At 57.8% G+C, this 20,983-nt stretch carries 19 protein-coding genes; 10 read left to right on the top strand and 9 right to left on the bottom strand.

What is annotated here, in order from left to right:
• Position 1: 1 nt before the first annotated feature.
• The 5 genes from AC3DKS_RS11900 to AC3DKS_RS11920 all read right to left on the bottom strand — a co-directional run bounded on the left by AC3DKS_RS11900 (position 2) and on the right by AC3DKS_RS11920 (position 4,539).
• Positions 2–874, bottom strand: coding sequence for a lysylphosphatidylglycerol synthase transmembrane domain-containing protein (locus tag AC3DKS_RS11900; RefSeq protein ID WP_015754281.1), 873 nt, complete (start codon positions 872–874; stop codon positions 2–4).
• Positions 858–1,817, bottom strand: coding sequence for a glycosyltransferase family 2 protein (locus AC3DKS_RS11905; RefSeq protein WP_015754282.1), 960 nt, complete (start codon positions 1,815–1,817; stop codon positions 858–860). Before AC3DKS_RS11905 ends, AC3DKS_RS11900 begins: the two co-directional genes overlap by 17 nt.
• Before the next feature lie 46 nt (positions 1,818–1,863).
• Entirely contained in the window at positions 1,864–2,934 is a 1,071-nt protein-coding gene (meaB, locus tag AC3DKS_RS11910; protein WP_015754283.1) for a methylmalonyl Co-A mutase-associated GTPase MeaB, read from the bottom strand.
• A gap of 5 nt (positions 2,935–2,939) precedes the next feature.
• Entirely contained in the window at positions 2,940–3,503 is a 564-nt protein-coding gene (locus AC3DKS_RS11915; RefSeq protein WP_015754284.1) for a DUF2911 domain-containing protein, read from the bottom strand.
• 130 nt (positions 3,504–3,633) lie between these two features.
• Positions 3,634–4,539 (bottom strand): aldose epimerase family protein, encoded by a 906-nt coding sequence (locus AC3DKS_RS11920; protein ID WP_015754285.1) that lies wholly within the window; start codon positions 4,537–4,539, stop codon positions 3,634–3,636.
• 109 nt (positions 4,540–4,648) lie between these two features.
• Between AC3DKS_RS11920 and AC3DKS_RS11925 the strand changes: the two genes are divergently transcribed.
• Genes AC3DKS_RS11925 through AC3DKS_RS11935 form a run of 3 tightly spaced genes read left to right on the top strand, consistent with a single transcriptional unit; the run spans position 4,649 to position 7,164 of the window.
• Entirely contained in the window at positions 4,649–5,188 is a 540-nt protein-coding gene (locus tag AC3DKS_RS11925) for an RNA polymerase sigma factor (protein WP_272607991.1), read from the top strand.
• Positions 5,172–5,753 carry a hypothetical protein gene (locus AC3DKS_RS11930; RefSeq protein WP_041327094.1) on the top strand — a complete coding sequence of 194 codons (582 nt, stop codon included), beginning with the start codon at positions 5,172–5,174 and terminating at the stop codon, positions 5,751–5,753. Before AC3DKS_RS11925 ends, AC3DKS_RS11930 begins: the two co-directional genes overlap by 17 nt.
• On the top strand, positions 5,725–7,164 hold the full coding sequence (locus tag AC3DKS_RS11935) for a DUF4097 family beta strand repeat-containing protein (RefSeq protein ID WP_272607992.1): 1,440 nt from the start codon (positions 5,725–5,727) through the stop codon (positions 7,162–7,164). Before AC3DKS_RS11930 ends, AC3DKS_RS11935 begins: the two co-directional genes overlap by 29 nt.
• Before the next feature lie 129 nt (positions 7,165–7,293).
• Here the strand turns inward: AC3DKS_RS11935 and msrA are convergent, their stop codons facing one another.
• Positions 7,294–7,986: a peptide-methionine (S)-S-oxide reductase MsrA gene (msrA, locus tag AC3DKS_RS11940; RefSeq protein WP_015754289.1), complete on the bottom strand. Its 693-nt coding sequence runs from the start codon at positions 7,984–7,986 to the stop codon at positions 7,294–7,296.
• Between the two features lie 239 nt (positions 7,987–8,225).
• Between msrA and AC3DKS_RS11945 the strand changes: the two genes are divergently transcribed.
• From AC3DKS_RS11945 to AC3DKS_RS11955, 3 genes are all read left to right on the top strand, one after another.
• On the top strand, positions 8,226–8,849 hold the full coding sequence (locus AC3DKS_RS11945) for a peptidoglycan DD-metalloendopeptidase family protein (protein WP_272607993.1): 624 nt from the start codon (positions 8,226–8,228) through the stop codon (positions 8,847–8,849).
• Positions 8,850–9,033: 184 nt separating this feature from the next.
• Positions 9,034–9,279: a hypothetical protein gene (locus AC3DKS_RS11950; protein ID WP_015754291.1), complete on the top strand. Its 246-nt coding sequence runs from the start codon at positions 9,034–9,036 to the stop codon at positions 9,277–9,279.
• A gap of 318 nt (positions 9,280–9,597) precedes the next feature.
• Positions 9,598–9,843, top strand: coding sequence for a hypothetical protein (locus AC3DKS_RS11955; protein ID WP_015754292.1), 246 nt, complete (start codon positions 9,598–9,600; stop codon positions 9,841–9,843).
• A 76-nt stretch (positions 9,844–9,919) separates the two neighbouring features.
• Here AC3DKS_RS11955 and AC3DKS_RS11960 read toward each other — a convergent pair whose 3' ends face one another.
• Positions 9,920–10,678 carry an arylesterase gene (locus AC3DKS_RS11960; RefSeq protein ID WP_015754293.1) on the bottom strand — a complete coding sequence of 253 codons (759 nt, stop codon included), beginning with the start codon at positions 10,676–10,678 and terminating at the stop codon, positions 9,920–9,922.
• 72 nt (positions 10,679–10,750) lie between these two features.
• Between AC3DKS_RS11960 and AC3DKS_RS11965 the strand changes: the two genes are divergently transcribed.
• The 4 genes from AC3DKS_RS11965 (at position 10,751) to AC3DKS_RS11980 (ending at position 18,065) form a co-directional block, all read left to right on the top strand.
• Positions 10,751–11,437, top strand: a complete 687-nt coding sequence (locus AC3DKS_RS11965; protein ID WP_015754294.1) for an ABC transporter ATP-binding protein — start codon at positions 10,751–10,753, stop codon at positions 11,435–11,437.
• Between the two features lie 53 nt (positions 11,438–11,490).
• Positions 11,491–13,995: an ABC transporter permease gene (locus AC3DKS_RS11970; RefSeq protein ID WP_272608066.1), complete on the top strand. Its 2,505-nt coding sequence runs from the start codon at positions 11,491–11,493 to the stop codon at positions 13,993–13,995.
• Between the two features lie 250 nt (positions 13,996–14,245).
• On the top strand, positions 14,246–15,013 hold the full coding sequence (locus AC3DKS_RS11975; RefSeq protein WP_272607994.1) for an outer membrane lipoprotein-sorting protein: 768 nt from the start codon (positions 14,246–14,248) through the stop codon (positions 15,011–15,013).
• Positions 15,014–15,041: 28 nt separating this feature from the next.
• Positions 15,042–18,065 (top strand): WD40/YVTN/BNR-like repeat-containing protein, encoded by a 3,024-nt coding sequence (locus AC3DKS_RS11980; RefSeq protein WP_272607995.1) that lies wholly within the window; start codon positions 15,042–15,044, stop codon positions 18,063–18,065.
• Between the two features lie 70 nt (positions 18,066–18,135).
• Here AC3DKS_RS11980 and AC3DKS_RS11985 read toward each other — a convergent pair whose 3' ends face one another.
• A complete protein-coding gene (locus AC3DKS_RS11985) occupies positions 18,136–19,077 on the bottom strand; it encodes a hypothetical protein (RefSeq protein WP_148214319.1) in 942 nt (313 codons plus the stop codon).
• Between the two features lie 339 nt (positions 19,078–19,416).
• Positions 19,417–20,973 (bottom strand): amidohydrolase family protein, encoded by a 1,557-nt coding sequence (locus AC3DKS_RS11990; protein WP_272607996.1) that lies wholly within the window; start codon positions 20,971–20,973, stop codon positions 19,417–19,419.
• Positions 20,974–20,983 lie beyond the last annotated feature (10 nt).

Raw genomic sequence — 20,983 nt, forward strand, 5'->3', positions numbered from 1 at the left:
TTCAGGCTTCCCGAAGGTGCAACGCCGGTTTCCTGAAATGAAAGTAGATGCCCGTGAGGGACACCAGGGCCGTAATGATAAAAAACTCCATGCTCAGCCCGATGGCCGTGGCTTCATCCAGTCCAAACCAGGCCGCCCCGTAATAGAAAAGCAATTCCCGGCTGCCGATGCCCCCAATGGTGATGGGGAGGACGGCCGCGATACTGCTCAGCAAAAAGAGGAGGAGGTAGGCGGGGGTGCCCGCGTCCACCTGCAGGGCTTGCAACAGGAGGTAGGCGGTTACCAGTTGGGCGGCCTGAACCACCGCCGAATAGGAAAGTGCATGCCAGAAAACGGGTTGCGCATACGGGAAAAGGCGGCCGTGCAACCACCAGTACAGGGCCAAGCTGGCAATCAGGCCCAGGCCGAGCCAGACGGCATAGGGCTCCAGCCATTCGGGGGCCAGCCAGAGCAGCAGCACGCCGCTGTAAAACACCAGCAGGTAGAGGCCGCTGAGGCGGTCGAGCAGCAAGACCCCCGCCACCCGGCGTACCCGGGTGCCAAATTCCCGGTGCAGGATATATCCCTTGTAGGCATCCCCCCCGATCCCCCCGGGCAGGAAGAGGTTGTAGAACATCCCGAGCAGGTAGAGCTGTCCATTGGCCTTTTCCGTCAGCGGTATCCCGATTTCCCGGAAATACCGGTTTAGCCTGAAGGCGGCAACCAATTTGGAAATGCAGAAAAACAACAGGGCGAGTGCCAGGTATCCCAATTGGCTGGAACGCACCGTATCCCAGACGTCCCGGAAGGGGATCCGCCGGAAGACGAAATAGAGCAGGAGCGCACTGAAAACGAGTTTCAGCAGTGCAATGCCCTTTTTACGCAGGTTCCCCACCGATCAATACATTTTTGATGCGATACGGCCTTTTGCTTTGGGATTCGTAGTAGGTCCGGATCAGCAATTCCATGACGATGCCGATTGTGAAGAGTTGGATACCCCCGAGGATAAACATCATGCCGAAGATCAGGAGCGGTCGCGTCCCGATATCCTGGCCAAAGCCAAACTTCACCACGAGCAAATACACGTTGATCGCCAGGCCGAGCAGGATGAGCAGGACCCCGAAAATCCCAAACAGGTGGATGGGGCGCTGGAAGTACTTCCGGATAAACAACAGCAGCATCATGTCCGCGATGACTTTGAAGACCCGTTCCAGGCCGTATTTGGATACCCCCGCATGGCGGGCGTGGTGGCGTACGGGTACCTGCTTGATCTGGGCGCCCTCCAGGAAGGCCAGCAAGGTGATAAACCGGTGCATTTCTCCGTAGAGGTTCAGGTCCTTGGCGATGGTCCGGGTGAATACTTTCAGGGCGCACCCGTTGTCCTTGATGTCGAGCTTCGTAACCCGGCGCACCAGGAAATTGGCAATTTTGGAGGGGATTTTCTTGATCAGCGAGTCCTGGCGCTTCTGACGGATGCCTGTGACCACGTCGTATTCTCCGCTCAGGGCAAAGGGCAGCATCAGCGGGATATCGGCCGGGTCGTTCTGCAGGTCGCCGTCCATGGTAATGATGTATTCCCCCTGGGCGTAGTCGAGCCCTGCAGCCAGGGCGAGGCTTTGCCCGTAGTTCTTTTTCAGGCAGACCAGGTGTACTTTCGGGTCGGCCATCCGGCGTACCGCCTGCCGGGTACCGTCTGTCGAGAAATCATCCACATACACAATCTGGTAGTTGTACCCTTCCAGGCTGGTGTGGATTTTTTCGGTGAGCAGGCGGACATTTTCTTCCTCGTTGTAGAGCGGAACGACGATCGAAAGGAGCGATTGGGTCAGGACCTCCATGGAACAGGCGTTGGATTCGGGTTCAAATGTACACCTTTTTTCGGCTTCAGCGTTTGGGGCCGAACTGGTCCAGCAGCTGCTGTGCGGCGCGGAATGGGCTGGTCCTGCGGGCCACAACCTGTTGTTCCAGCTCATCGTAAGCGGGGCCTACCCCCGGGATTTCATAGAAGCCCGACAGGAGTTGCTCGGATACCGCCTGCCGGAACCACGCGGTGTACTGCTGTTCCCGTTTCTTCTGAAAGGCCCCGGTTTTTCTGCCCTTTTCCCGGAATTTGTCTATCAGGTCCCAAATAGCTTCAATCCCGGTGTGCTCCGTCGAGGAACAGAGCAGGACTTCGGGCCGCCAGCCGTCTGGCTTGGGTGGGTAGAGGTGCAGGGCCTGTTCAAATGTGGATCGCGCACGGCGCGCAGCCTCCCGGTTGGCCCCGTCCGCCTTGTTGATCACGATCGCATCGGCCATTTCCACGATCCCCCTTTTGATCCCCTGCAGTTCGTCCCCGGCCCCGGCGATTTTCAGGAGCAGGAAAAAATCCACCATTCCGTGAACGGCGGTTTCGCTTTGGCCCACCCCCACGGTTTCAATCAGTATGACCTCATAGCCGGCCGCTTCGCAGAGACTGATGGTTTCCCGCGTTTTGCGGGTTACGCCCCCGAGGGAGGTGCCGGCAGGCGACGGGCGGATAAAAGCGCGTTCGTCCCGGCTGAGGGTGTTCATCCGGGTTTTGTCTCCCAGGATACTGCCCTTGCTCAGGCTGCTGGTGGGGTCTACTGCCAGGACGGCCACCTTCAGGCCCCTGCCGGTGAGATAGCCCCCCAGGCTTTCGATAAACGTGCTCTTTCCGGCACCGGGCACGCCCGTTACCCCGATGCGAATGCTGTTGCCTGAGAAGGGCAGGCAGCTTTCTACGAGTTCGCTGGCTGCTTCCCGGTCGTCGGGCAGGGTACTTTCCACCAGGGTGATGCCCCGCGCCAGGGCGGTCCGGTCCGAGGTGCGAATCCCCTCCAGGAGGTCTTTCGGTCCGGGTTTCGGGCGGGAAGATCGACCGCGGGCGGATTCCGTCCGGGCCGAATCCGGCCGTCCCCGTTTGTCGCCGTCTGGTTTCTGGGTAGGCGCCACGCAGGTCAGGGGTTTACTTTCACGAGTACTTCGGTCTGGTCCCACGCAAGGCGCATGAATACGTCCTGGCTGATTACGTCGAACTCAATGGTAAAATCCTCTACGGGTGACGGGAGTCCCAGGGCGGGCACCGCTACCTGAACCACATCGTGTTCCGGGTCCCGGGTGGTTTTGTCGCCCCCGCTCAGCAGGGTTACCCCCCAATCGGGCACCTCTTCGTTCAGGATGATGGTCCAGGCTTCCCGTCCCGGGATCGTCCAGAGCGAGTAGGTTCCTGCCGGCAGCGGCTTGCCACCTACATAGATGTCTCCGCTGGTGGTAAACGTGGTGGGTTCGTTGGCCCCGGTGCGCCAGACCTCGTCGTAGGGAACGAGTTCCCCGAAGATGGTCCGGCCCTTCTTGGAAGGACTGGAATAATTGACTTCCAGGGTTATGCCGGCCGCCTCGTATTGGGCCGTCCGTTCCGGGCTGTGTTTTTTTGTCTGCTCCCGCAGGTAGGGCATGCCCAAAAAATAAAACAGGAGCAGCAGGGCGCCGAAGACGATAACGATCCATTTGAAAATTTTCATCAGGTCTGGTTTTAAGTTGCCTAAATGTAGTAAATCACGGGCAACCCCGCGGGGTTGCCCGGGGATAATTCCCCCCGGCTATGAGCGGATGCAATTGGGAGCTGCCCACAGGTCAATAGCCCGAAACGGGTCAGAAATTCTCAAAGGAAAAAAGGGTTTCATTCCTGTATACCTGTCCAGGATGCAATTCGCAACCCGGGAAATCGCTGAAGTTCGGGGCATCCGGATACCCCTGGGTCTCAAAGCAAATACCCGCGAAATGGGGTGGGGTGTAAACCACCAGGGCCGGTTGGTTGGTGCTGACCTCCATCCGAATCCCGGATTCCCGGGAATACAGGACTGCGGCAGGCCCGTCCGGATCCAGTACATAGGGCGTGTCGAGCCGTATCTCGCCGATTTCCCGCTCCTGAATGAAGTCGTAGAGGCTGCCGGCAACTTCCAGGATGCGCCCTGTGGGCAACAGGCGCTCATCGGTTTCCAGGCGCTTGCCGGACCCGAGGCGCAGCCGGTAGTGGTCGATGGAATCAGAGTCATCCAGCTTAAAATACGAATGGTTCGTCAGGTTGACCACCGTGGGCCGGTCCGTTTCGGCCTCGTGCCTTACCATGAGGGTTTTCCCGGTGAGCCGGTAAATCAACCGGGTTCGCAATTCGCCCGGAAATCCCTCTTCGCCGTGCGGGCTGGTATATGCCAGTTGTACTTCCGCCGTGTCCCCGTCGCCCGAATGGGATTCGATGGTCCAGTACCGCTTGCCGAATCCGCGTTCTCCCCCGTGGAGGGTGATGCCGTCCCGGTGGGGGATCGGGTGGTATTCGTTTCCGATTCGCAGCCGGCCGCCGGAGATCCGCCCGGCAAAACGCCCCACGCAGGCCCCGAGGAAGGCGGGGTCATCCAGGTAGTCTTCCGGGGCGTCCCTGCCCACCACTACATCGGTGAATCGGCCCCGGGCATCCCGGAATTGCAGGCGTTGGATGATGGCCCCGTAATTCAAAACCCCGAGGCACAGGTGGTCGTTTTTTACAGTAACTTGTTCCAACGCAAATGCTAAAATTTCATTAAAAGTACACTTTTTTGAAACGCTGCACGGAAGCCCTCGTCCTTTAGATAGCAACCTAAAACAATCGAAACTGGAAACGCCGACCTTATTGGCAAACGACCTGATCGAACAGTGCCGGAATCGCGACCGCAGGGCGCAAATGGCCCTCTACCGGAAATATGCCCAGGGCATGTTCTGCGTGGCTATGCGGTTTGTCAAGAATGAGGCCGATGCCGAGGACCTGACCCAGGAAGCCTTTATCAAGGCCTTCCGTAAAATTGACCAGTACAAAGGGGAGGTGACCTTCGGTGCCTGGTTGAAACGGATTGTCGTAAACCGCTGTATCGATTTCCTCAAAGCCCGCCGGCAGCATTTTGTGGAACTGGAGGAAAACAGGTTGCAGGTAACCGAGGCGGAAAACTGGGAGGTGGAATCCACCCTGGGGGTAGACGATGTAAAAGCTGCCATAGAAGAATTACCCGAGAATTACCGGTATGTCGTACAGCTCTACCTGGTGGAGGGATACGACCACTCGGAAATCTCGGAAATCCTGCAACTGCGGGAGAACACCTGCAGGACCCGCCTGATGCGGGGGAAGGGGTACCTCAGGGAACTATTAAAAGGTAAAAAACATGTCGCAGAATCTTAAGAAACTATTCGAGAATGAACGCAGGCGGGAATACCGGATGCCAGCAGGCCACGAATCCCGGTTTCAGCAGCGCCTGGAGGAGGCCTTCCCGGAGAAGCGCGGGAACCGCTTTTTCTGGATAGGTATGGCTGCCTCGGTGGCGGCCTTGCTCGGGGTTGCGTTCTGGCTCTTCCGGCAGGAGCCCGACTTGCCGGCCCAGGGGGAGCCTGTGGTGCAGCAGGACAGTACAGAGACCACCAGCGGCTTTTCCCTGGGGGATCTTTCCCCGGATTTGCGCAAGGTGGAGCAGTACTATACAGCCAGTATCCATATGGAGCTGGCGAACCTGGATATCTCGGATGAGAACAAGGCCGTGGCGGACGATTATATGAAGCGACTGCGGGAACTGGATACCGAATACCAAAACCTGGTGGTGGAGTTGAATGAAATCGGACCCAATGAAGAGACCATCTCCGCCATGATCAGGAATTTCCAGTTGCGGTTGCAGTTGTTGACCAGGTTAAAAGAGAAGTTGAACGAATTAAAACAATCAAAGAATGAATCAGTCAGTAGCAACAGCGTCTAAAACGCTGATCCTTGCCCTCCTGTTGGGGTGGCAGGCCGGGTACGCCCAAAAGTCTAAAACGTACAAGGAGTCTTTCAGTGTGGAACCGGATGTGGAAGTGGCCCTCAATACGAGCCATGCGGACATCGAATTCGAGACCTGGAACCGGAATGAAGTGTCCGTGGAAGCTGTGATCACCCTGGAAGGCGCCACCGAGGAAGAAGCTGCCGCTTATTTTGAAAACGGCGGGGTAGAAATTTTGGGCAACAGCTCCCGGGTTGAGGTGAGTACCCGCGCAGGGAATAATTGGTCCTTTCGATTTAACGGGGATTTCAACATGGGAGACATGGATTTCGTCATGCCGGAGATCCCGGATATCGAGCCGATCCTCGCGGACATCGAGATCCCGGATATCGGACCCGTCCTGGAGGGAATGGAGTTGCCGCCCATGCCGCCCATCCCTTTCCAGAGTTTCGACTACGAGGCTTTTGAGAAAGAAGGTGAGGCGTATATGAAGCGTTGGAAAAAGGAATTCGACAAGAAATTCGACAAGGAATACCAGCAGCGACTGGAGGAGTGGTCCAAGCGGGTGGCAGAACGCGCCAAAGCCATGGAGTCCCGGATAGAAGCACAGGAAGAGCGGCGCCAGGAACAAATGGAGCGGCGTGCGGAAATGATGGAACAGCGGGCCGAACAGCGCGAGCGGGCCCAGCGCGCCCGGGAAGAAGCCAGGGCGAAGCTGGCCGAGGCGCGGGAACGCGTCCGGGAGGATCGGGACCGTTCGCGGGTATTCTTTATGCAAGGGGAATCCGGAAACGGGAAGTACAACATCAAGAAAACCATCCGGATCAAAATGCCCAAAGGCGCCCGCCTGAAACTAAATGTGCGGCACGGGGAGGTGAAACTGGCCGAAAACTCGCTGAACATCCGGGCCACCCTGAACTATGCCAGCCTGAGTGCAGCGACTATCGAGGGGGAACAGACCTTTGTGGAAGCCCGGTATTCCCCCATCGCCGTGAAGGCGTGGAACAGCGGCCGCCTCAGCGCGGATTTTTCGGAGGATGTGAAGCTAAATGAAGTGGGCCGGCTCGACTTGTCGGCCACTTCATCCCAGGTGACCATCGACCGGCTGCTTCGGCAGGCGTCTATCAGGAACAACCTCGGGGGGGTAAGCATCGGGTACATTTCCGAAGATTTCAAGGACATGACCATTTCCGTAGACAACGGGCAACTGGCCGTGCAACTTCCCGACGGCTCCTACCGGATCAGCGTACAGAAGCGGGATTCCCGCGTGGATTACCCGGGTTACATCATCTGGGAAGGCACCGAATCGGCGACCACGGGCACCCGTAAAGGGTACCACCTTGCCCGAGACGCCGGAAGTTCCATCGTTATCAATGCCTCCTACAGCGACGTAAAACTGAATCGCTGACCCACTTTCCTTAACGCGGCAGCAAACCCCGCTGTGCGCCCGGCAGCCCGAATCTCCGGGCAGGCCGAAGCCCGATTCCCCGGGCAGGCCGAAAAGTCGATTCCCCGGACGGGCCGAAACCCGGTTTACTTAATGAATGTCCTCTTTGAGGAAATCCTGAAAATTGGCCTTAAACCTGTTGAGCCTCGGGACGGAGACATTTTGGATGTACGGGTTATCCGGATGCTTTCGTTCGTAATCCTGGTGGTATTCCTCGGCCTTGTAAAATTGGGTGAGGGGGGATACCTCGGTCACAATTGGCCGGTCGTAGACCCGCTGTTCTTCGAGCGCCTCCATATAGGCGGTGATAATCTGGCGCTCGGAATCATTTTCGTAAAATGCGATTGACCGGTACTGGGGGCCCCGGTCCGGTCCCTGACGGTTCGGCGTGGTCGGGTCGTGGGACCCGAAGAATACCTGGACGAGTTCAAAAAAGCTCACCACTTCCGGGTCGTAGTATACCTTCACGGCCTCTGCATGGGTGGTACGCCCGTAGCTGACCTGCTCGTAGGTGGGGTTTTCCTCCGTTCCGCCCGCATACCCCGATTCGGCTTCTGCAACGCCTTTGACGCTCTCAAAAATGGCCTCAACGCACCAGAAACAACCGCTGGCAAAATAGGCAGTTTCGTAGGCCGAGAGGTCTTGTGGGACTTCTTTTTCCATTTGCGGGGCAGTAGCCTGGCGACCCGATTCGGCAGTTTCGCCCTTTTTCGCTTTGGTCTGGCAGGAAATGGCCAGGATCAACCCGGCTGTTAGCAACAGGCTTCTCTTGATGTTTTTCATAGTAGTTACAATTTTTTTCAGGGCAGGTTGTATCAGTTCCCAATATACGAAGGGACACCGAGGAAGACCCCTAAATCGCTGTTAAAGGAATACCTCATGGAGGCCCGCCGTTAAAATGGTCGCATCCCATCCCGGATACTTACAGGGAATCCGGGCATTTCCCGCGGAACCGGGAGGAAATGGGGTGGCATCCGTGGGTCCGGGTACCGGTGAATCGGGATTTTCGCGATATTCGCCTTGTGAAATCCCGGATACTCCCCATACTGGACATTCCCTACAGCCCGGAAGCCTACCGGCGAATCCAGCTGGGAGGACTGGGCCCGGAGGCGTACCGCGGCTACCTGGAGGGTTTTTTCAGGGAGAGCGGAGCCCGGGTGGCGTACGGGGGGTATATGGAGAACCGGAGCCTGTATGCGGCGTACGCCCATTTCGGGACGACAGGCCAGGCTGCGAGGACCCTCCACCTGGGCCTGGACCTCTGGGCCCCGGAAGGCACCTCGGTACGCGCCCCAAAGGCCGGGCGGGTCCATAGTTGGGGAAACCATAAAAGTGCCGGTGACTACGGGCCGGTAATCCTGATGGAACACGAGACGGCAGGCGGCCCGATACACACCTTGTACGGACACCTGAGCCCGGATGACCTGCGGGGCCTCCGCCCGGGCCGGCGAGTGCGTGCCGGCGAGATCATCGGGCATCTGGGCGGGGAATCCGATAACGGGGGGTACTGGCCCCACCTGCATTTCCAGGTCATCCACGACCTGCAGGGCTACTCCGGGGACTATCCCGGGGTCACCGATGCCGGAAACCGCGCCTTTTTCGAAAGGAATTGCCCGGATCCGGCCCTTTTCCTTGGCTTACCCTAGTTAAAAATACCGACGAAATGCACGTTCCGTCGCCCAGGTGAATTTGGGGGCCGTGCCGTTTATCGATGATTTTTTACACCCTGACCGTTTATCGGTCGAATACCGAAAAATAAGGGGATTTCAGCGATTCACAACCGGGTGAAATGCCGACTGCGGAGTTATAATAGTGTAAAGCAACCAAGTCATGAAAGCTATTGTAACCATCCTTTTCGTTCTCTTCTTCGGACTGCTCGCCAACGCTCAGGACAGCGGGGAGCAAAAAGCCGCTACCATCGAAATGGGACTGGTTGAGCTGACAGAGATTGCCGCCCCTGCTGCCGCTGCCACTACCGGTACTGCAAAAGAAGTTGCCCGCCTGTATCGCCGCAAAGACTCCCGGGTTAAGAAGGAACTGAACTTCGCTACCAAGAAGCACTACCAGATGGCCTGATCAATCCCAGTCCCCTCTGTCCTTGAGAAACCCTCAGATGGACGCAAGTTTAAAGGCGGAAAGGGTTCAGGGTTTATCGGAGGTATCCCACGGATTCCTGTATGAATCTCACGGCACAGGTAGAAAACGCCTACAGGTTTTTCATCGATTAACGACCAATTCTTTCGCTGTCCCGAATTTGGGGCCCGAACCGTTTGTCGATGATTTTTTACACCCTGACCGTTTGTCGGTTGGATACCGAAAAATATGGGGTTTTCAGCGACTCATTTCCGGATATACCCCCTTCGCGGGGTTATCTTAGTATAAGGAAATCAAGTCATGAAAACATTCACAACCATCCTCTTTGTACTCTTCTTCGGACTGCTGGCCAACGCCCAGGACAACACCGGGAAAAAAGTTGAAGCCATCGAAATGGGAATCGTTCAGATGACTGAGATTAGTATTTCCACTGCGTCCGTCGACACTGCCGGAAAGCAGGAAGTTGCCCGCCTCTACCGCCGCAGCGATTCCCGGGTTAAGAAGGCCCTGAACTTCACCACGAAAAAACACTACCAGATTGCCTGATCAAGGCCTGGTATCCTGAATACGTTTTTGCATCCTGGATTCGTCCCGGTAAACTGAACATGTCCCGGTAACGCGATTACGGCCTGGTATCACTGGCCGTACCCGGAGTTTGATCCCCCCCGGGCTGCCCCGCCTGCAAAGCTTCCGCCTGCAATACCGGCCCCAGGACTTCCCAGACATTGTCCGCGAGTATCCTGTGGCCTTCGGCCGTAGGGTGGATGCCGTCCTGTTGGTTGAGTTCGGGGATACCCCCCACGCCGTCCAGTAAAAAGGGGATGAGGTGCAAGTTGTGTTGGGCGGCCAGCTCCGGGAAAATTTCACGGAATTCCGTGGTGTAGGCCGGCCCCATGTTGGGTGGCAGTTGCATGCCGGCCAAAAGGATGCGGGTGGTAGAATCCGATTCGCGGACGCGTTCCACAATATCCTTCAGGTTTTTTCGCGTTTCGGAAAGGGGGATGCCGCGGAGCCCGTCGTTGGCGCCGAGTTCCAGTACAAATACAGCTACCGGTTGCCGGAGTACCCAGTCCAGCCGGTTGGCCCCGCTTGCCGTAGTTTCCCCGCTGAGGCCGGCATTGACTACCTGGTAGTCGTACCCCAGGGAATCGAGGCGTTCTCCGATTAGTGCCGGGAAAGCCTGCTCGGGCTCCAGGCCCAGGCCGGCGGTAAGGGAATCCCCGAAGAAAAGAATCGTATTCCCGGAACTTTCCCCGGGAGCCTCTTCCTCGGAAGCCGCGTTTTCTGGAAGCTCTTCAGCTTGTTTTTCGGATGGTTCGCCTTTGCAGGCTACCAGCAGGAAAAGGAATAAAATATAACGAAACTTTAAGAGTCCGGACATGGGTTTTTGGGGGGTGTTTTAATTTGTAATGTGTATTTTACGCGCCTTGAAAACGCCAATGAATAGCGACTTATGTCAAATATATTAAACGTTCGCGAGCTTCGGAAGAGCTATGACAGCGGAGGGAGCGAACTAACCGTCCTGGATGATATTACCTTTTCGGTTCCCGAAGGGACCTCCTACGCCATTGTAGGGCCCTCCGGGAGTGGGAAAACCACCTTGCTGGGACTTTGCGCCGGCCTGGATGCCACAGACGCGGGCACCGTGGAACTCTGCGGGGTTTCCCTGGAAAGCCTCAGCGAGGACGAACGGGCTGTGCTGAGAAACCGGAAGGTCGGCTTTATTTTCCAGAACTTCCAATTGTTGCCCACCCTCACCGCCCTGGAAAACGTGAGCGTACCCCTGGAATTGCGGGGCGAAAAACAGGCGGGCGAACAGGCACGGGAACTCCTGGCAAAAGTAGGCCTGGGGGAACGCGTGCATCATTATCCCAGTCAGCTTTCCGGCGGGGAACAGCAGCGGGTGGCACTGGCCAGGGCTTTTGCAAACCGGCCGGAGGTACTTTTTGCGGACGAACCGACTGGGAACCTGGACGAGGAAACCGGAAACCGGGTGGTGCAATTGCTCTTTGACCTGAACAAGGAGGCGGGCACCACGCTGATCATCGTCACCCACGATATGGACCTGGCCCGTCGCTGCGACCGGATGCTTCGGCTCAAAGGGGGCAAGGTTTACCAACGCGAAGAATTGCCCGCCTGATGCAGCACAACCAACGGGGAAATCAAACAGCAGGAGTGCGCTGGCTATTTCGGATGGCCTGGCGCGACGGTCGTGCCAGCCTGAAGCGACTCGTCCTTTTTATGGGGGCAATCGTCCTGGGGATTGGGGCGTTGGTGGCCATTCAGAATTTTGGCCTCACCCTGGAAAATACCATTGCCGGACAGTCTAAAGAACTGATGGGGGCCGATTACCTCATCGATATGGACCACGCCCCTTCCCCGGAATTGCTCGACACGATCCGGCAGGTTCCCGGGGAGTACTGGCAGGAGGTGAATTTTGCCTCCATGGTGGCCTTCCCGGACCGGGAGGGGACCCGCCTGGTTCGGATCCGGGGGATGGAGGCAGGCTACCCCATTTACGGCGCGCTGGAAACAGAACCGGCCGATGCGGCTGCAAGTTATCAGAACGAACCGGGGGGCGCCCTCCTGGACGAGTCCCTGATGACGCAGTACAACCTCCGGGCCGGGGATTCCGTGACGATCGGCAACCTGACACTCCCAATCTCCGGGGGGATTATCTCCGCCCCGGGGAATACCGCCGTCACTACTTCTGTAGCTCCGGTTATCTGGATGCCCTTTTGGAGAATCGAGGAAACCGGCCTGATCCAGACGGGAAGCCGCGTAGAGTACAATTTTTACTTCAAGGCACCCGAAGGTGCGGATATCGAAGCTATCTATGAGGAATGGGACCCGGTCATGGACCGGAACAACGCCGATGTGGACCTGCACACAGATACGAGCCAGCGCCTGGGCCGGCGCTTTGAGAATGTCGGCCGTTTCCTGAAACTGGTGGCCTTCGTGGCCCTGTTGCTCGGCTGTCTCGGCATTGCCAGTTCCGTCCACATCTACATGCGGGAGAAACGACAGTTTATCGCCATCCTGAAATGCATGGGGGCTACCCGCCGGCAGACCTTCCAGGTTTTCCTGATACAGATCTGCGGCATCGGCCTGCTGGGCGGCCTGCTCGGGACCGGTATCGGGTTGGCCCTCCAGCAGGTATTCCCGATGTTTGTCGCCGATTTCCTGCCCCTGGAACTCGACTGGAGCGCCCACTGGGGCCCCGTGGTCCTGGGTATCCTGCTCGGTTTGGTTATGGCTGTGCTTTTTGGCCTCCTGCCGCTGCTGGGCACCTGGTTTGTCAGCCCGCTGGCGGCCCTGCGGATCGGGATGAAGAATTCGCGCATCTCCAAAAGGCTGACGGCCCTGGTCCTTTTTCTGATCCTCCTGGTGCTCTGGGGGGTATCCACCGGGCTGCTCGGACAGCCGCTCCGCGCTTTGGGCTTTGTGGCCGGCATCGCGGTGACCTTTTTGATTCTCGCCGGGGTGGCCTGGGGGTGTATGCGGCTGATCCGCAAGTTTTTTCCGCACTCCTGGGGGTTTGAGGCGCGTCAGAGCCTGCTGAACCTGTTCCGTCCCAATAACCAGACGCTGGTACTCATCCTCGCCATCGGGATCGGGACTTTCCTGATCAGCACCTTGTATTTTACCCAGGATATGTTGCTGATCCGGGCGGAAGTTGAGGACCAGCGCCCCGAGGCGAACCTGATTCTCCTGGACGTCCAGGCCGAACAACAGGAGGCGGTTGCCGGCACCACCCGCGACCAGGGGCTGCCGGTTATCGAAAACATTCCCATCGTGACCATGCGCCTGGACCGGATCAAGGACCGCAGGGTGGAGGAAATCCGCGAAGACACGACTGCTACCATCAACCAGTGGATCCTCTCGCACGAATTCCGTGTGACCTACCGGGATTCGCTGATTGGCTCGGAAACGCTCAGGGAAGGGGAGTGGACCCCCGAATATTCGGGCGAAGGCCCGATCCCGGTATCCCTGTCCGACAACGTGGCCCGGGATGCCCAGGTTACCATCGGCGACCGGCTTGTTTTCAATGTCCAGGGCGTCCTGATGGAAACCGAGGTGGCGAGCATCCGGGAAGTGGACTGGGGCCGATTGCAACTTAACTTTTCAGTGGTTTTCCCCCCGGGCGTATTGGAAAGCGCCCCCCGATTCCACGTCCTGACGACCCGGGCGCCGGATGCGGGTACATCGGCCAGCCTCCAGCAGACCCTGGTCCGCCTCTATCCGAATATCACTGTACTGGACATCCGCCAGTTGCTCACGGTAGTCTCCGACATCCTCGACAAAATCGGCTGGGTAATCCGGTTTATGGCATTTTTCAGCATTCTCACGGGCCTGATCGTCCTGCTGGGCGCTGTCAGGACCAGCAAATACCAGCGTATCCGGGAAAGCGTGCTCTTGCGGACGCTCGGGGCGGAATCCCGGCAGATTGTCCGGATTACGGCCCTGGAATACTTATTTTTGGGGGGGATCGGCAGCGTCATGGGGGTTTTCCTGGCGTTGGCGGCTACCCAGTTGCTCGCCCTGAATATCTTTGAGACTTCCTTTGTGCCTTCCTGGGTACCGTTTGCCGTCGTGGCACCGGGCATCTGCCTCATGGTATTGGCTATCGGCCTGTTCAACAGCCGGTCGGTGATCAGCAGCCCCCCGCTGCAGGTTTTGAGGAAAGAAGGGATTTGATACGCGTGTTTGGCGCAGATTCGCACCCGGCAGGACATAACCTGTAACCCAAAGGCAGCGTACTGAACAACCAGGCCGAATTATCCTGCCGGAGTGGGAGGAGCGGATCAGCCGGTGCGTATCCTGCATCCACGAGGCTTTATTCTGCGAATTGCGGTACCGCAATGTAAATTTTCCCGAAGAAAATGAAACACTTTGGCAACTTTTACTACTAACGATATATATTGACTAATTCTTAACACCACAGAAAATGAAAAAATTGCGTTACGTATTATTGGCAATCCTGGTAACCGCCGGCTTCCAGGCCCAGGCCCAGACCGCCGACGAAATCCTGGATACCTACTTTGAGAATATCGGCGGGAAGGAGAACTTCAGGAACCTGGAGGGGATGAAGATAACCGCCAAGGTGAACCAGCAGGGGATGGAAATCCCTCTGGAAATATACCAGATGGCCGACGGCCGGCAGATGACCGTCATCAAATTCCAGGGACAGGAACTCAAGCAAGGCGTCTTTGACGGGGAAACCCTCTGGGGGACGAATTTCCAGACCATGAAGCCCGAGAAGAGCGATGCGGAGTCCACAGCGAACTTCAAACTGAATACCAACGACTTCCCGGATTCCTTCCTGGATTACGAATCCAAGGGGTACACCGTGGAACTCGTGGGAACTGAAACCATCGAGGGGACGGAAACCTACAAGATCAAATTGGTAAGGGAACCCCTGACGATTGACGGGGAAACCAGGGAAGATGTGTCTTTTTACTACTTCGATACGGAAAATTACGTGCCCATCGTCATGGAATCCGAGGTACACCAGGGCCCGATGAAGGGACAAACCCAGTACATCACCTTCAGCGACTACCAGGAAGTGGACGGGTTGTACTTTCCCTTTTCCATGTCCCAGGGGATCAAGAACGGCCAGTCGCAACCGATATCCATGGACAGCATTGAGCTGAACCCGGAGGTGGATGCGGCCGCCTTTGCCTTTCCCGAAGAAATGACCGAAGCAAAAGACTAACCCGGCGTTAAGCCAGTAACCTCCCAACATGAAATTATCCAAGCTGCTCCTGCTGCTTGCCGTCGCCGTATGTCTGCCGGCGGCAGGCCAGCAACGCGATACCCTCCGTGCCGACAACCTGTTCGGCGACCTGAGGGCCCGGCACATTGGCCCGGCCCTGATGAGCGGGCGTATCAACGACCTGGAACTCCACCCGACCAACAACCGCGTCCTCTATGTGGCTTCGGCCGGCGGGGGCGTCTGGAAATCCGGGGATGCCGGTACCACCTTTGCCCCGATATTTGAAGACCATTGCCAATCCATCGGCGTGGTGACCCTGGACCCCACGGACCCGGATAACACGATCTATGTGGGAACCGGGGAAACCTGGACCCGGAACAGCGTCTCGGTGGGATGCGGCTTGTTCCGCTCAGGGGATGCCGGCGCCACCTGGGAGAAACTCGGTTTTGAAAACAGCGAGCGGATCGCCAATATCCTGATCAACCCGGACAATCCCGATGAAATCTACGTGGGCGTCCTCGGGGCGCTCTGGAGCGACAGCGAAGAACGCGGGGTCTATAAATCCGCGGATGGCGGGAGCACCTGGACGAAGATCCTCTATGTGGACCCCCGGACCGGGGTGGCCGACATGGCGATGGATCCCACCGACCCGAATACCATCTACGCCTCCATGTGGGAATTCCGGCGAACCCCCTGGTCGTTTGAGTCCGGCGGTGGAAACAGTGCCCTGTACAAATCAGTCGACGGCGGACAGAGCTGGAACAAAATCCACAACGGTTTCCCCGAAGGCAAGTTGGGCAGGCTGGCCATTGCGGTGGCCCCGTCAAACCCCAAGGTGCTCTACACGGTCATCGAGGCGGAGCAACCCGAGCGGAAAGGCCTGTATCGCAGCGACGATGCAGGAGCCAGTTGGTCGCAACTCAACAACGACTTCGAAATAACCGTCAGGCCGTTCTATTTTTCGCGTATCGTCGTGGACCCGCGGGATGAGAACGTCGTTCTGAAAGCCGGGTTGAGCGGCTCGGTTTCCCGGGATGGCGGGAAGACCTTCCGGAACCTGGGCAATATGCACTCGGATATCCACGACCTGGCCTTCAGCATTGTGGACTCGGATATTATCTATGCCGGTACGGACGGGGGCCTTTACCGCAGCTGGGACGGGGGGAATACCATGGAGATCACCGAGGACCTGCCCCTTTCCCAATTTTACCACATCAGTGTGGACAATGCGACGCCCTATAATGTGTACGGTGGCCTGCAGGATAACGGTTCCTGGTATGGCCCGACCTCCGCTCCCGGCGGGATCCGGGGGCGCCACTGGACGTCTATCGGGCAGGGCGACGGATTCCGGGTCCTCAAGCACGCCACCAAACCGGTCATCTATTCGGAAATGCAGGGCGCGCAAAACGTCTGGCGCACAGACACTGAAAAGCAATTGATCAAGACGATCCAACCGCAACCCTCCCCGGGGGCCGAAGACCTTCGGTTTAACTGGAATGCGCCGATGGCGCTGAGCCCCACCCAACCCGACCGGCTGTATATGGGCAGCCAGTACCTGCACAAGTCCGAGGATATGGGGGATACCTGGGAGGTGATCAGCCCGGACCTGACCACGGACGACCCAGCCAAGCAGCAGCAGGAGGACTCCGGCGGCCTCTCCATGGATAATTCCGGTGCGGAGAACCACACCACCATCTTTACCATTGCCGAATCGCCACGGGACGAGCAGGTGATCTGGGTGGGTACTGATGACGGGAATGTACAGGTTACCCGGGACGGGGGAAAGACCTGGACAAACACGGTGGCAAATGTACCCGGCCTCCCGGCCAATACCTGGGTGTACCACATTGAGGCGAGCGTGCACGACGCCGGCACGGCCTATGCGGTATTCGAGGGGCATTCCCATGGCGATATGACCCCCTATGCGTATAGAACCACGGATTTCGGGAATACCTGGACCTCGATTATCACGGATGAGGTTGAGGGATTCGCCCGCAGCCTGCAGGAGGATTACGAAAACCCGGACCTGTTGTTCCTGGGTACGGAATTCGGACTGTTCGTCACCCTGGACGGGGGGCTTAGCTGGACGCCGTTCCGGAACAACCTGCCCCCGGTTGCCGTACATTACCTGGAACTCCACAAGGGCACCAACGACCTGGTGCTCGGTACGCACGGCCGGGGCGTGATCATCATAGACGACATCTCCCCCTTGCGTGAAATCAATGCAGAGGTGCTCGGGGAGACGCTGCATTTTTTCGAGGGCGAACCTACTGTGATTGATGAAACCAGCAGCTTTGGCAGTTCCACGGTATCCACCGAATTTGTCGGTGGCAACCGAAGCCGGGCGGCACAGATCAAATACTTCATGAAAAGCCGGCATACTTTCGGGAAGATGACCATGGAGATCCGGGATGCCAGCGGGAACAAGGTGCTGGACCTGGAACCCGGCAAGTCCAAGGGAATCAATATCGTCAACTGGGGATACGTCCGGAAACAGCCCAAAGTGGCCCGTGCCAAAACCTTCTCTTTCGGGGGCTTTACTTCCCCGACGGTACCGGCAGGTTCCTATACGGCAGTCATCACCAAGGGCCGGGACACCTATGAATACCCCTTTGAGCTCGTATATGCCGACAACGGGATTTCCGATGAAGCCCGGGCCCGGAAATACGAAACCACCATGGAGCTCTACAACATGACCCAGGACCTGGCCTACCTCGTGTACCAGCTGGACGCCTATATCGCCCAGGCAGAGGCGGCCGGGGACACCCGGGAACTGAAGAAACTCAATGCCCTGAAGGAGACCCTGGTCATCACCACCGGCGACAATTACGTAGGTTCTGCCGAGCCCCAACTGCGGGAAAAAATGGCAGACCTTTACAGCAAGGTGGCCGGCAGCTACGACGCGCCAACTGCTGCCGACCGGGCCAATCTGGAACTGATCCGCCAGCGGTTTGAAGAAGGCAAGGCGGAGTTTGAATCGCTGAAGCCAAAAGTAAAGGGAGGGGAGACCCTGGAACTCGCCGACTTTGAAGCCTTCCTTGAAATGGATTGATCGGCTGTTTCCGGCGAATTATCAAAGATTCCAACTATCCGCCGCCCTCACAGGGCGGCGGATTTTTTTATCAGGGCAGGACCACCCGGATCGGGAAGCGGTTTTCCAGCAACAGTTTTTCTGCCTCCGAAGCCTCTGTAAGCGTCTTGCCGAAGACCCTCCGGGAATACTCGTCCCGCACTTCATTGACTGCCCGGGCAATCCGGTCTTTCAGGTAGACGTACTGCCGGTATTTTACATCGAGCTCCAATTCCACCACGTACAGGGCTTCCCGGCCGAATTCCCGGGCGTGCCGGTGGACGCGTTCGGCCAGCCGCTCCGGGGAGACGAGCTGGTCTTCCACGATGGTTTGAGTCCGCTCATTCAGGTAAAGCCGAAGGATATTCGCCCCGCGGGAGGCATACCGGGCTGCCTGGCCGCTAACGGTTTCCGGCAACAGGTCGGGCAGGGCGGCGGATCCGGCCTGCAGGTCGATCAGGTAATAGGTTTGCAACCGGTAAAAGGGGTGTTCAAAGGCTGCTTCCCCGAGGATGTCGAGCAGGGAGGACGCCTGCAGGTCTGCACGGATCCCTTCGGTAACCAGCACGTCCCGCCGGTCCAGGAAACGGGTGAGCATGGCTTCCGGGTTGTCCGAACGGAAACGCTCCAGGGCCAGCTGGCAGGCACGCCATGCGGTGGAATCGACGGGTAGGGCCCGGAGGCGGTCGCGGAATCGGAACGGCATCGCCGCTTCGATCCGCTGGCCGGAGGCAATGCGTTGCAGGAGTCCCCTGTAATCGGCTGGGGCGGTACCCTCCAGGAGTTCCAGCTCAACCAGGGTCGCTTCATAACCGGACATCAGGCTGTCAAGAACGGAGCCGTCGGACTGATAGGAGTCCCTGAGACAGGTATAAAAGGTGGATGCCTCTGCGGTTGCCTGGCCGTGGGCTACCGGATATGCGCCCACCAGGCATAAGCAAGCGAGCAATTTCAGAGCGTTTCGATACCTCAATGGGAGTAGCATGTACGACATAGGCGGGAATTTGGGATGTAAAAAGATACAAAATCCGCCGGGTATCCGGCACGAAAGGAATGGAATTGCCGGGATGGACAGGTTGTTTACCCCATATTTGGGTCGTTGGTCCCGAATTTAACAGAAAACTGGCAATTCCGGCGTATTTTCAGGAAGTTTAAACCGTATCTTCACCCTATGATACTACTCCTGATTGCCCTGGCAGGCATCGCCTGCATCCTGATGTTGTCCCTTCGCAAGCTCAAGCCCGTACGGGTGCGTAAATAAGGATCCTCAGGTTCCGAATTCCCGGGAAGCCATGGCTGTCCGGCAACCTCCCGGCAACGCCGAAAGGCGGCTTCAGTCCTTTCCGGGCTGTTTCAACTCCCAGCCCTCGGACTCCTTGGCCTGACGCACCTGATTGCGCACATCCTCCAGCAGCGCCTTTGAGTCGTAGACAATCCCGTCCTTGATCGTGTATTTGACCCCGCCAACGCGGACCACCTCATTGGCTTCAGTCAGTTTGATGGCTCCCGTACCATAAAGTACTTTCAGGTTTTCCAGGGGGTTTTCCCCGATGATTACCAGGTCGGCGAGTTTCCCCACCTCCACACTGCCGATTTCCCCTTCCATTCCCAGGGCTTCCGCCCCGTTCAGGGTGGCTGCGCGGATCACCTCCAACGGGTGGAACCCGGCCTCACGAAGCAATTCGAGCTCCCGGATATACCCAAACCCGTAGAGCTGGTAGATAAAACCGGAATCCGAACCGGCGGTAACCCGTCCCCCCCGGTTTTTGTATTCATTCACAAACGTCATCCAGAGCCGGTAGTTCTCCTTCCAGGCAACTTCCTGCTCCGTCCCCCAATAGTGCCAATAGGAGCCATGGGAGACCTTGCTGGGCGCATAGAACCGCCAGAGGGAGGGCAGGGTATATTCCTCGTGCCATTCCGCCCGACGGGCCCGGTGCAGGTCCCGGCTCGCTTCGTAGATATTGAAGGTCGGGTCCAGGGTAAAGTCCAGGGCGAGCAATTCCTCCATCACTGCATTCCAATGGTCCGAGTAGGGGGGAGCTGCCTGGGCCCAGAGTTTTCCGGCTTCCTCAAACCGGTGTTGTTCGTTTGCGTAGTTGTAATCCAGCGGATAGTCCTGTACCGTCCGGTCTGCAAACAGCGCTTCGGGCAAACCGTACCAGTGCTCCATGCTCGTCAGCCCGGCCCGTGCCGAGTGGAGCACATTCCAGCGGGCAACGGCCAATTGAGCGTGGTGGCATGCCGATCGCAGCCCGAGTCTTTTATTCTCCTCCAGGGCGGCCTGCATGATCGCCGGCTCCGCCCCGAAAAATTTGATGCCGTCCGCCCCTTTCCCGGCGTTTTCCCGTACCCATTCCCGGGCTTGTTCCGGCGTGCTGACGGGTCCGTCGTGCCCCTGGCCAAAGCCTGTATAGGCCAGGATCCGGGGTGCGATGATTTGGTTTTCGGCACTTTTCCGCTTTAAATCCAGGGTGAAATCGACCCCGTGGCCACTGGGTTCCCGAACCGTGGTAATCCCGTGCCCCATCCATAACTTAAAGACATAATCCGGTTCCGCCCCCTGGGCCCGGCCCCCGATATGTCCGTGCATGTCGACAAAACCTGGCAAAACGTACATGCCTGCTGCCTCGATTTCCCGCCCGCCGGCTTGCAGTTCCGGCCGGTTCTCCGGATCGATGGCCACCCCCGGAAATCCCACATTGGCCACCCGGGCAATCCGGTTTTTTTCGATGACGATATCCACCGGCCCGATAGGGGGTGCCCCGTTGCCGTTGATCAGGGTGGCGCCGCGAATGATCAATTGGTCAAAAGGGCCTTCGGAGAGCGGCTGTTGTGCGGAGAGCGCTCCTCCCAAAAGGAGCAGGGCGAATAGGATTGCTTTTTGCATGGACGTGGTT

The sequence above is a fragment of the Robiginitalea sp. genome (genome assembly GCF_982776155.1).

Coding starts and splice junctions, on each gene's coding strand:
- AC3DKS_RS11905 (WP_015754282.1), bottom strand. CDS start 1,817: ATGGAGGTCCTGACCCAATCGCTCCTTTCGATCGTCGTTCCGCTCTAC.
- AC3DKS_RS11915 (WP_015754284.1), bottom strand. CDS start 3,503: ATGAAAATTTTCAAATGGATCGTTATCGTCTTCGGCGCCCTGCTGCTC.
- AC3DKS_RS11930 (WP_041327094.1), top strand. CDS start 5,172: ATGTCGCAGAATCTTAAGAAACTATTCGAGAATGAACGCAGGCGGGAA.
- AC3DKS_RS11935 (WP_272607992.1), top strand. CDS start 5,725: ATGAATCAGTCAGTAGCAACAGCGTCTAAAACGCTGATCCTTGCCCTC.
- msrA (WP_015754289.1), bottom strand. CDS start 7,986: ATGAAAAACATCAAGAGAAGCCTGTTGCTAACAGCCGGGTTGATCCTG.
- AC3DKS_RS11950 (WP_015754291.1), top strand. CDS start 9,034: ATGAAAGCTATTGTAACCATCCTTTTCGTTCTCTTCTTCGGACTGCTC.
- AC3DKS_RS11955 (WP_015754292.1), top strand. CDS start 9,598: ATGAAAACATTCACAACCATCCTCTTTGTACTCTTCTTCGGACTGCTG.
- AC3DKS_RS11960 (WP_015754293.1), bottom strand. CDS start 10,678: ATGTCCGGACTCTTAAAGTTTCGTTATATTTTATTCCTTTTCCTGCTG.
- AC3DKS_RS11965 (WP_015754294.1), top strand. CDS start 10,751: ATGTCAAATATATTAAACGTTCGCGAGCTTCGGAAGAGCTATGACAGC.
- AC3DKS_RS11970 (WP_272608066.1), top strand. CDS start 11,491: ATGGCCTGGCGCGACGGTCGTGCCAGCCTGAAGCGACTCGTCCTTTTT.
- AC3DKS_RS11975 (WP_272607994.1), top strand. CDS start 14,246: ATGAAAAAATTGCGTTACGTATTATTGGCAATCCTGGTAACCGCCGGC.
- AC3DKS_RS11980 (WP_272607995.1), top strand. CDS start 15,042: ATGAAATTATCCAAGCTGCTCCTGCTGCTTGCCGTCGCCGTATGTCTG.
- AC3DKS_RS11985 (WP_148214319.1), bottom strand. CDS start 19,077: ATGTCGTACATGCTACTCCCATTGAGGTATCGAAACGCTCTGAAATTG.
- AC3DKS_RS11990 (WP_272607996.1), bottom strand. CDS start 20,973: ATGCAAAAAGCAATCCTATTCGCCCTGCTCCTTTTGGGAGGAGCGCTC.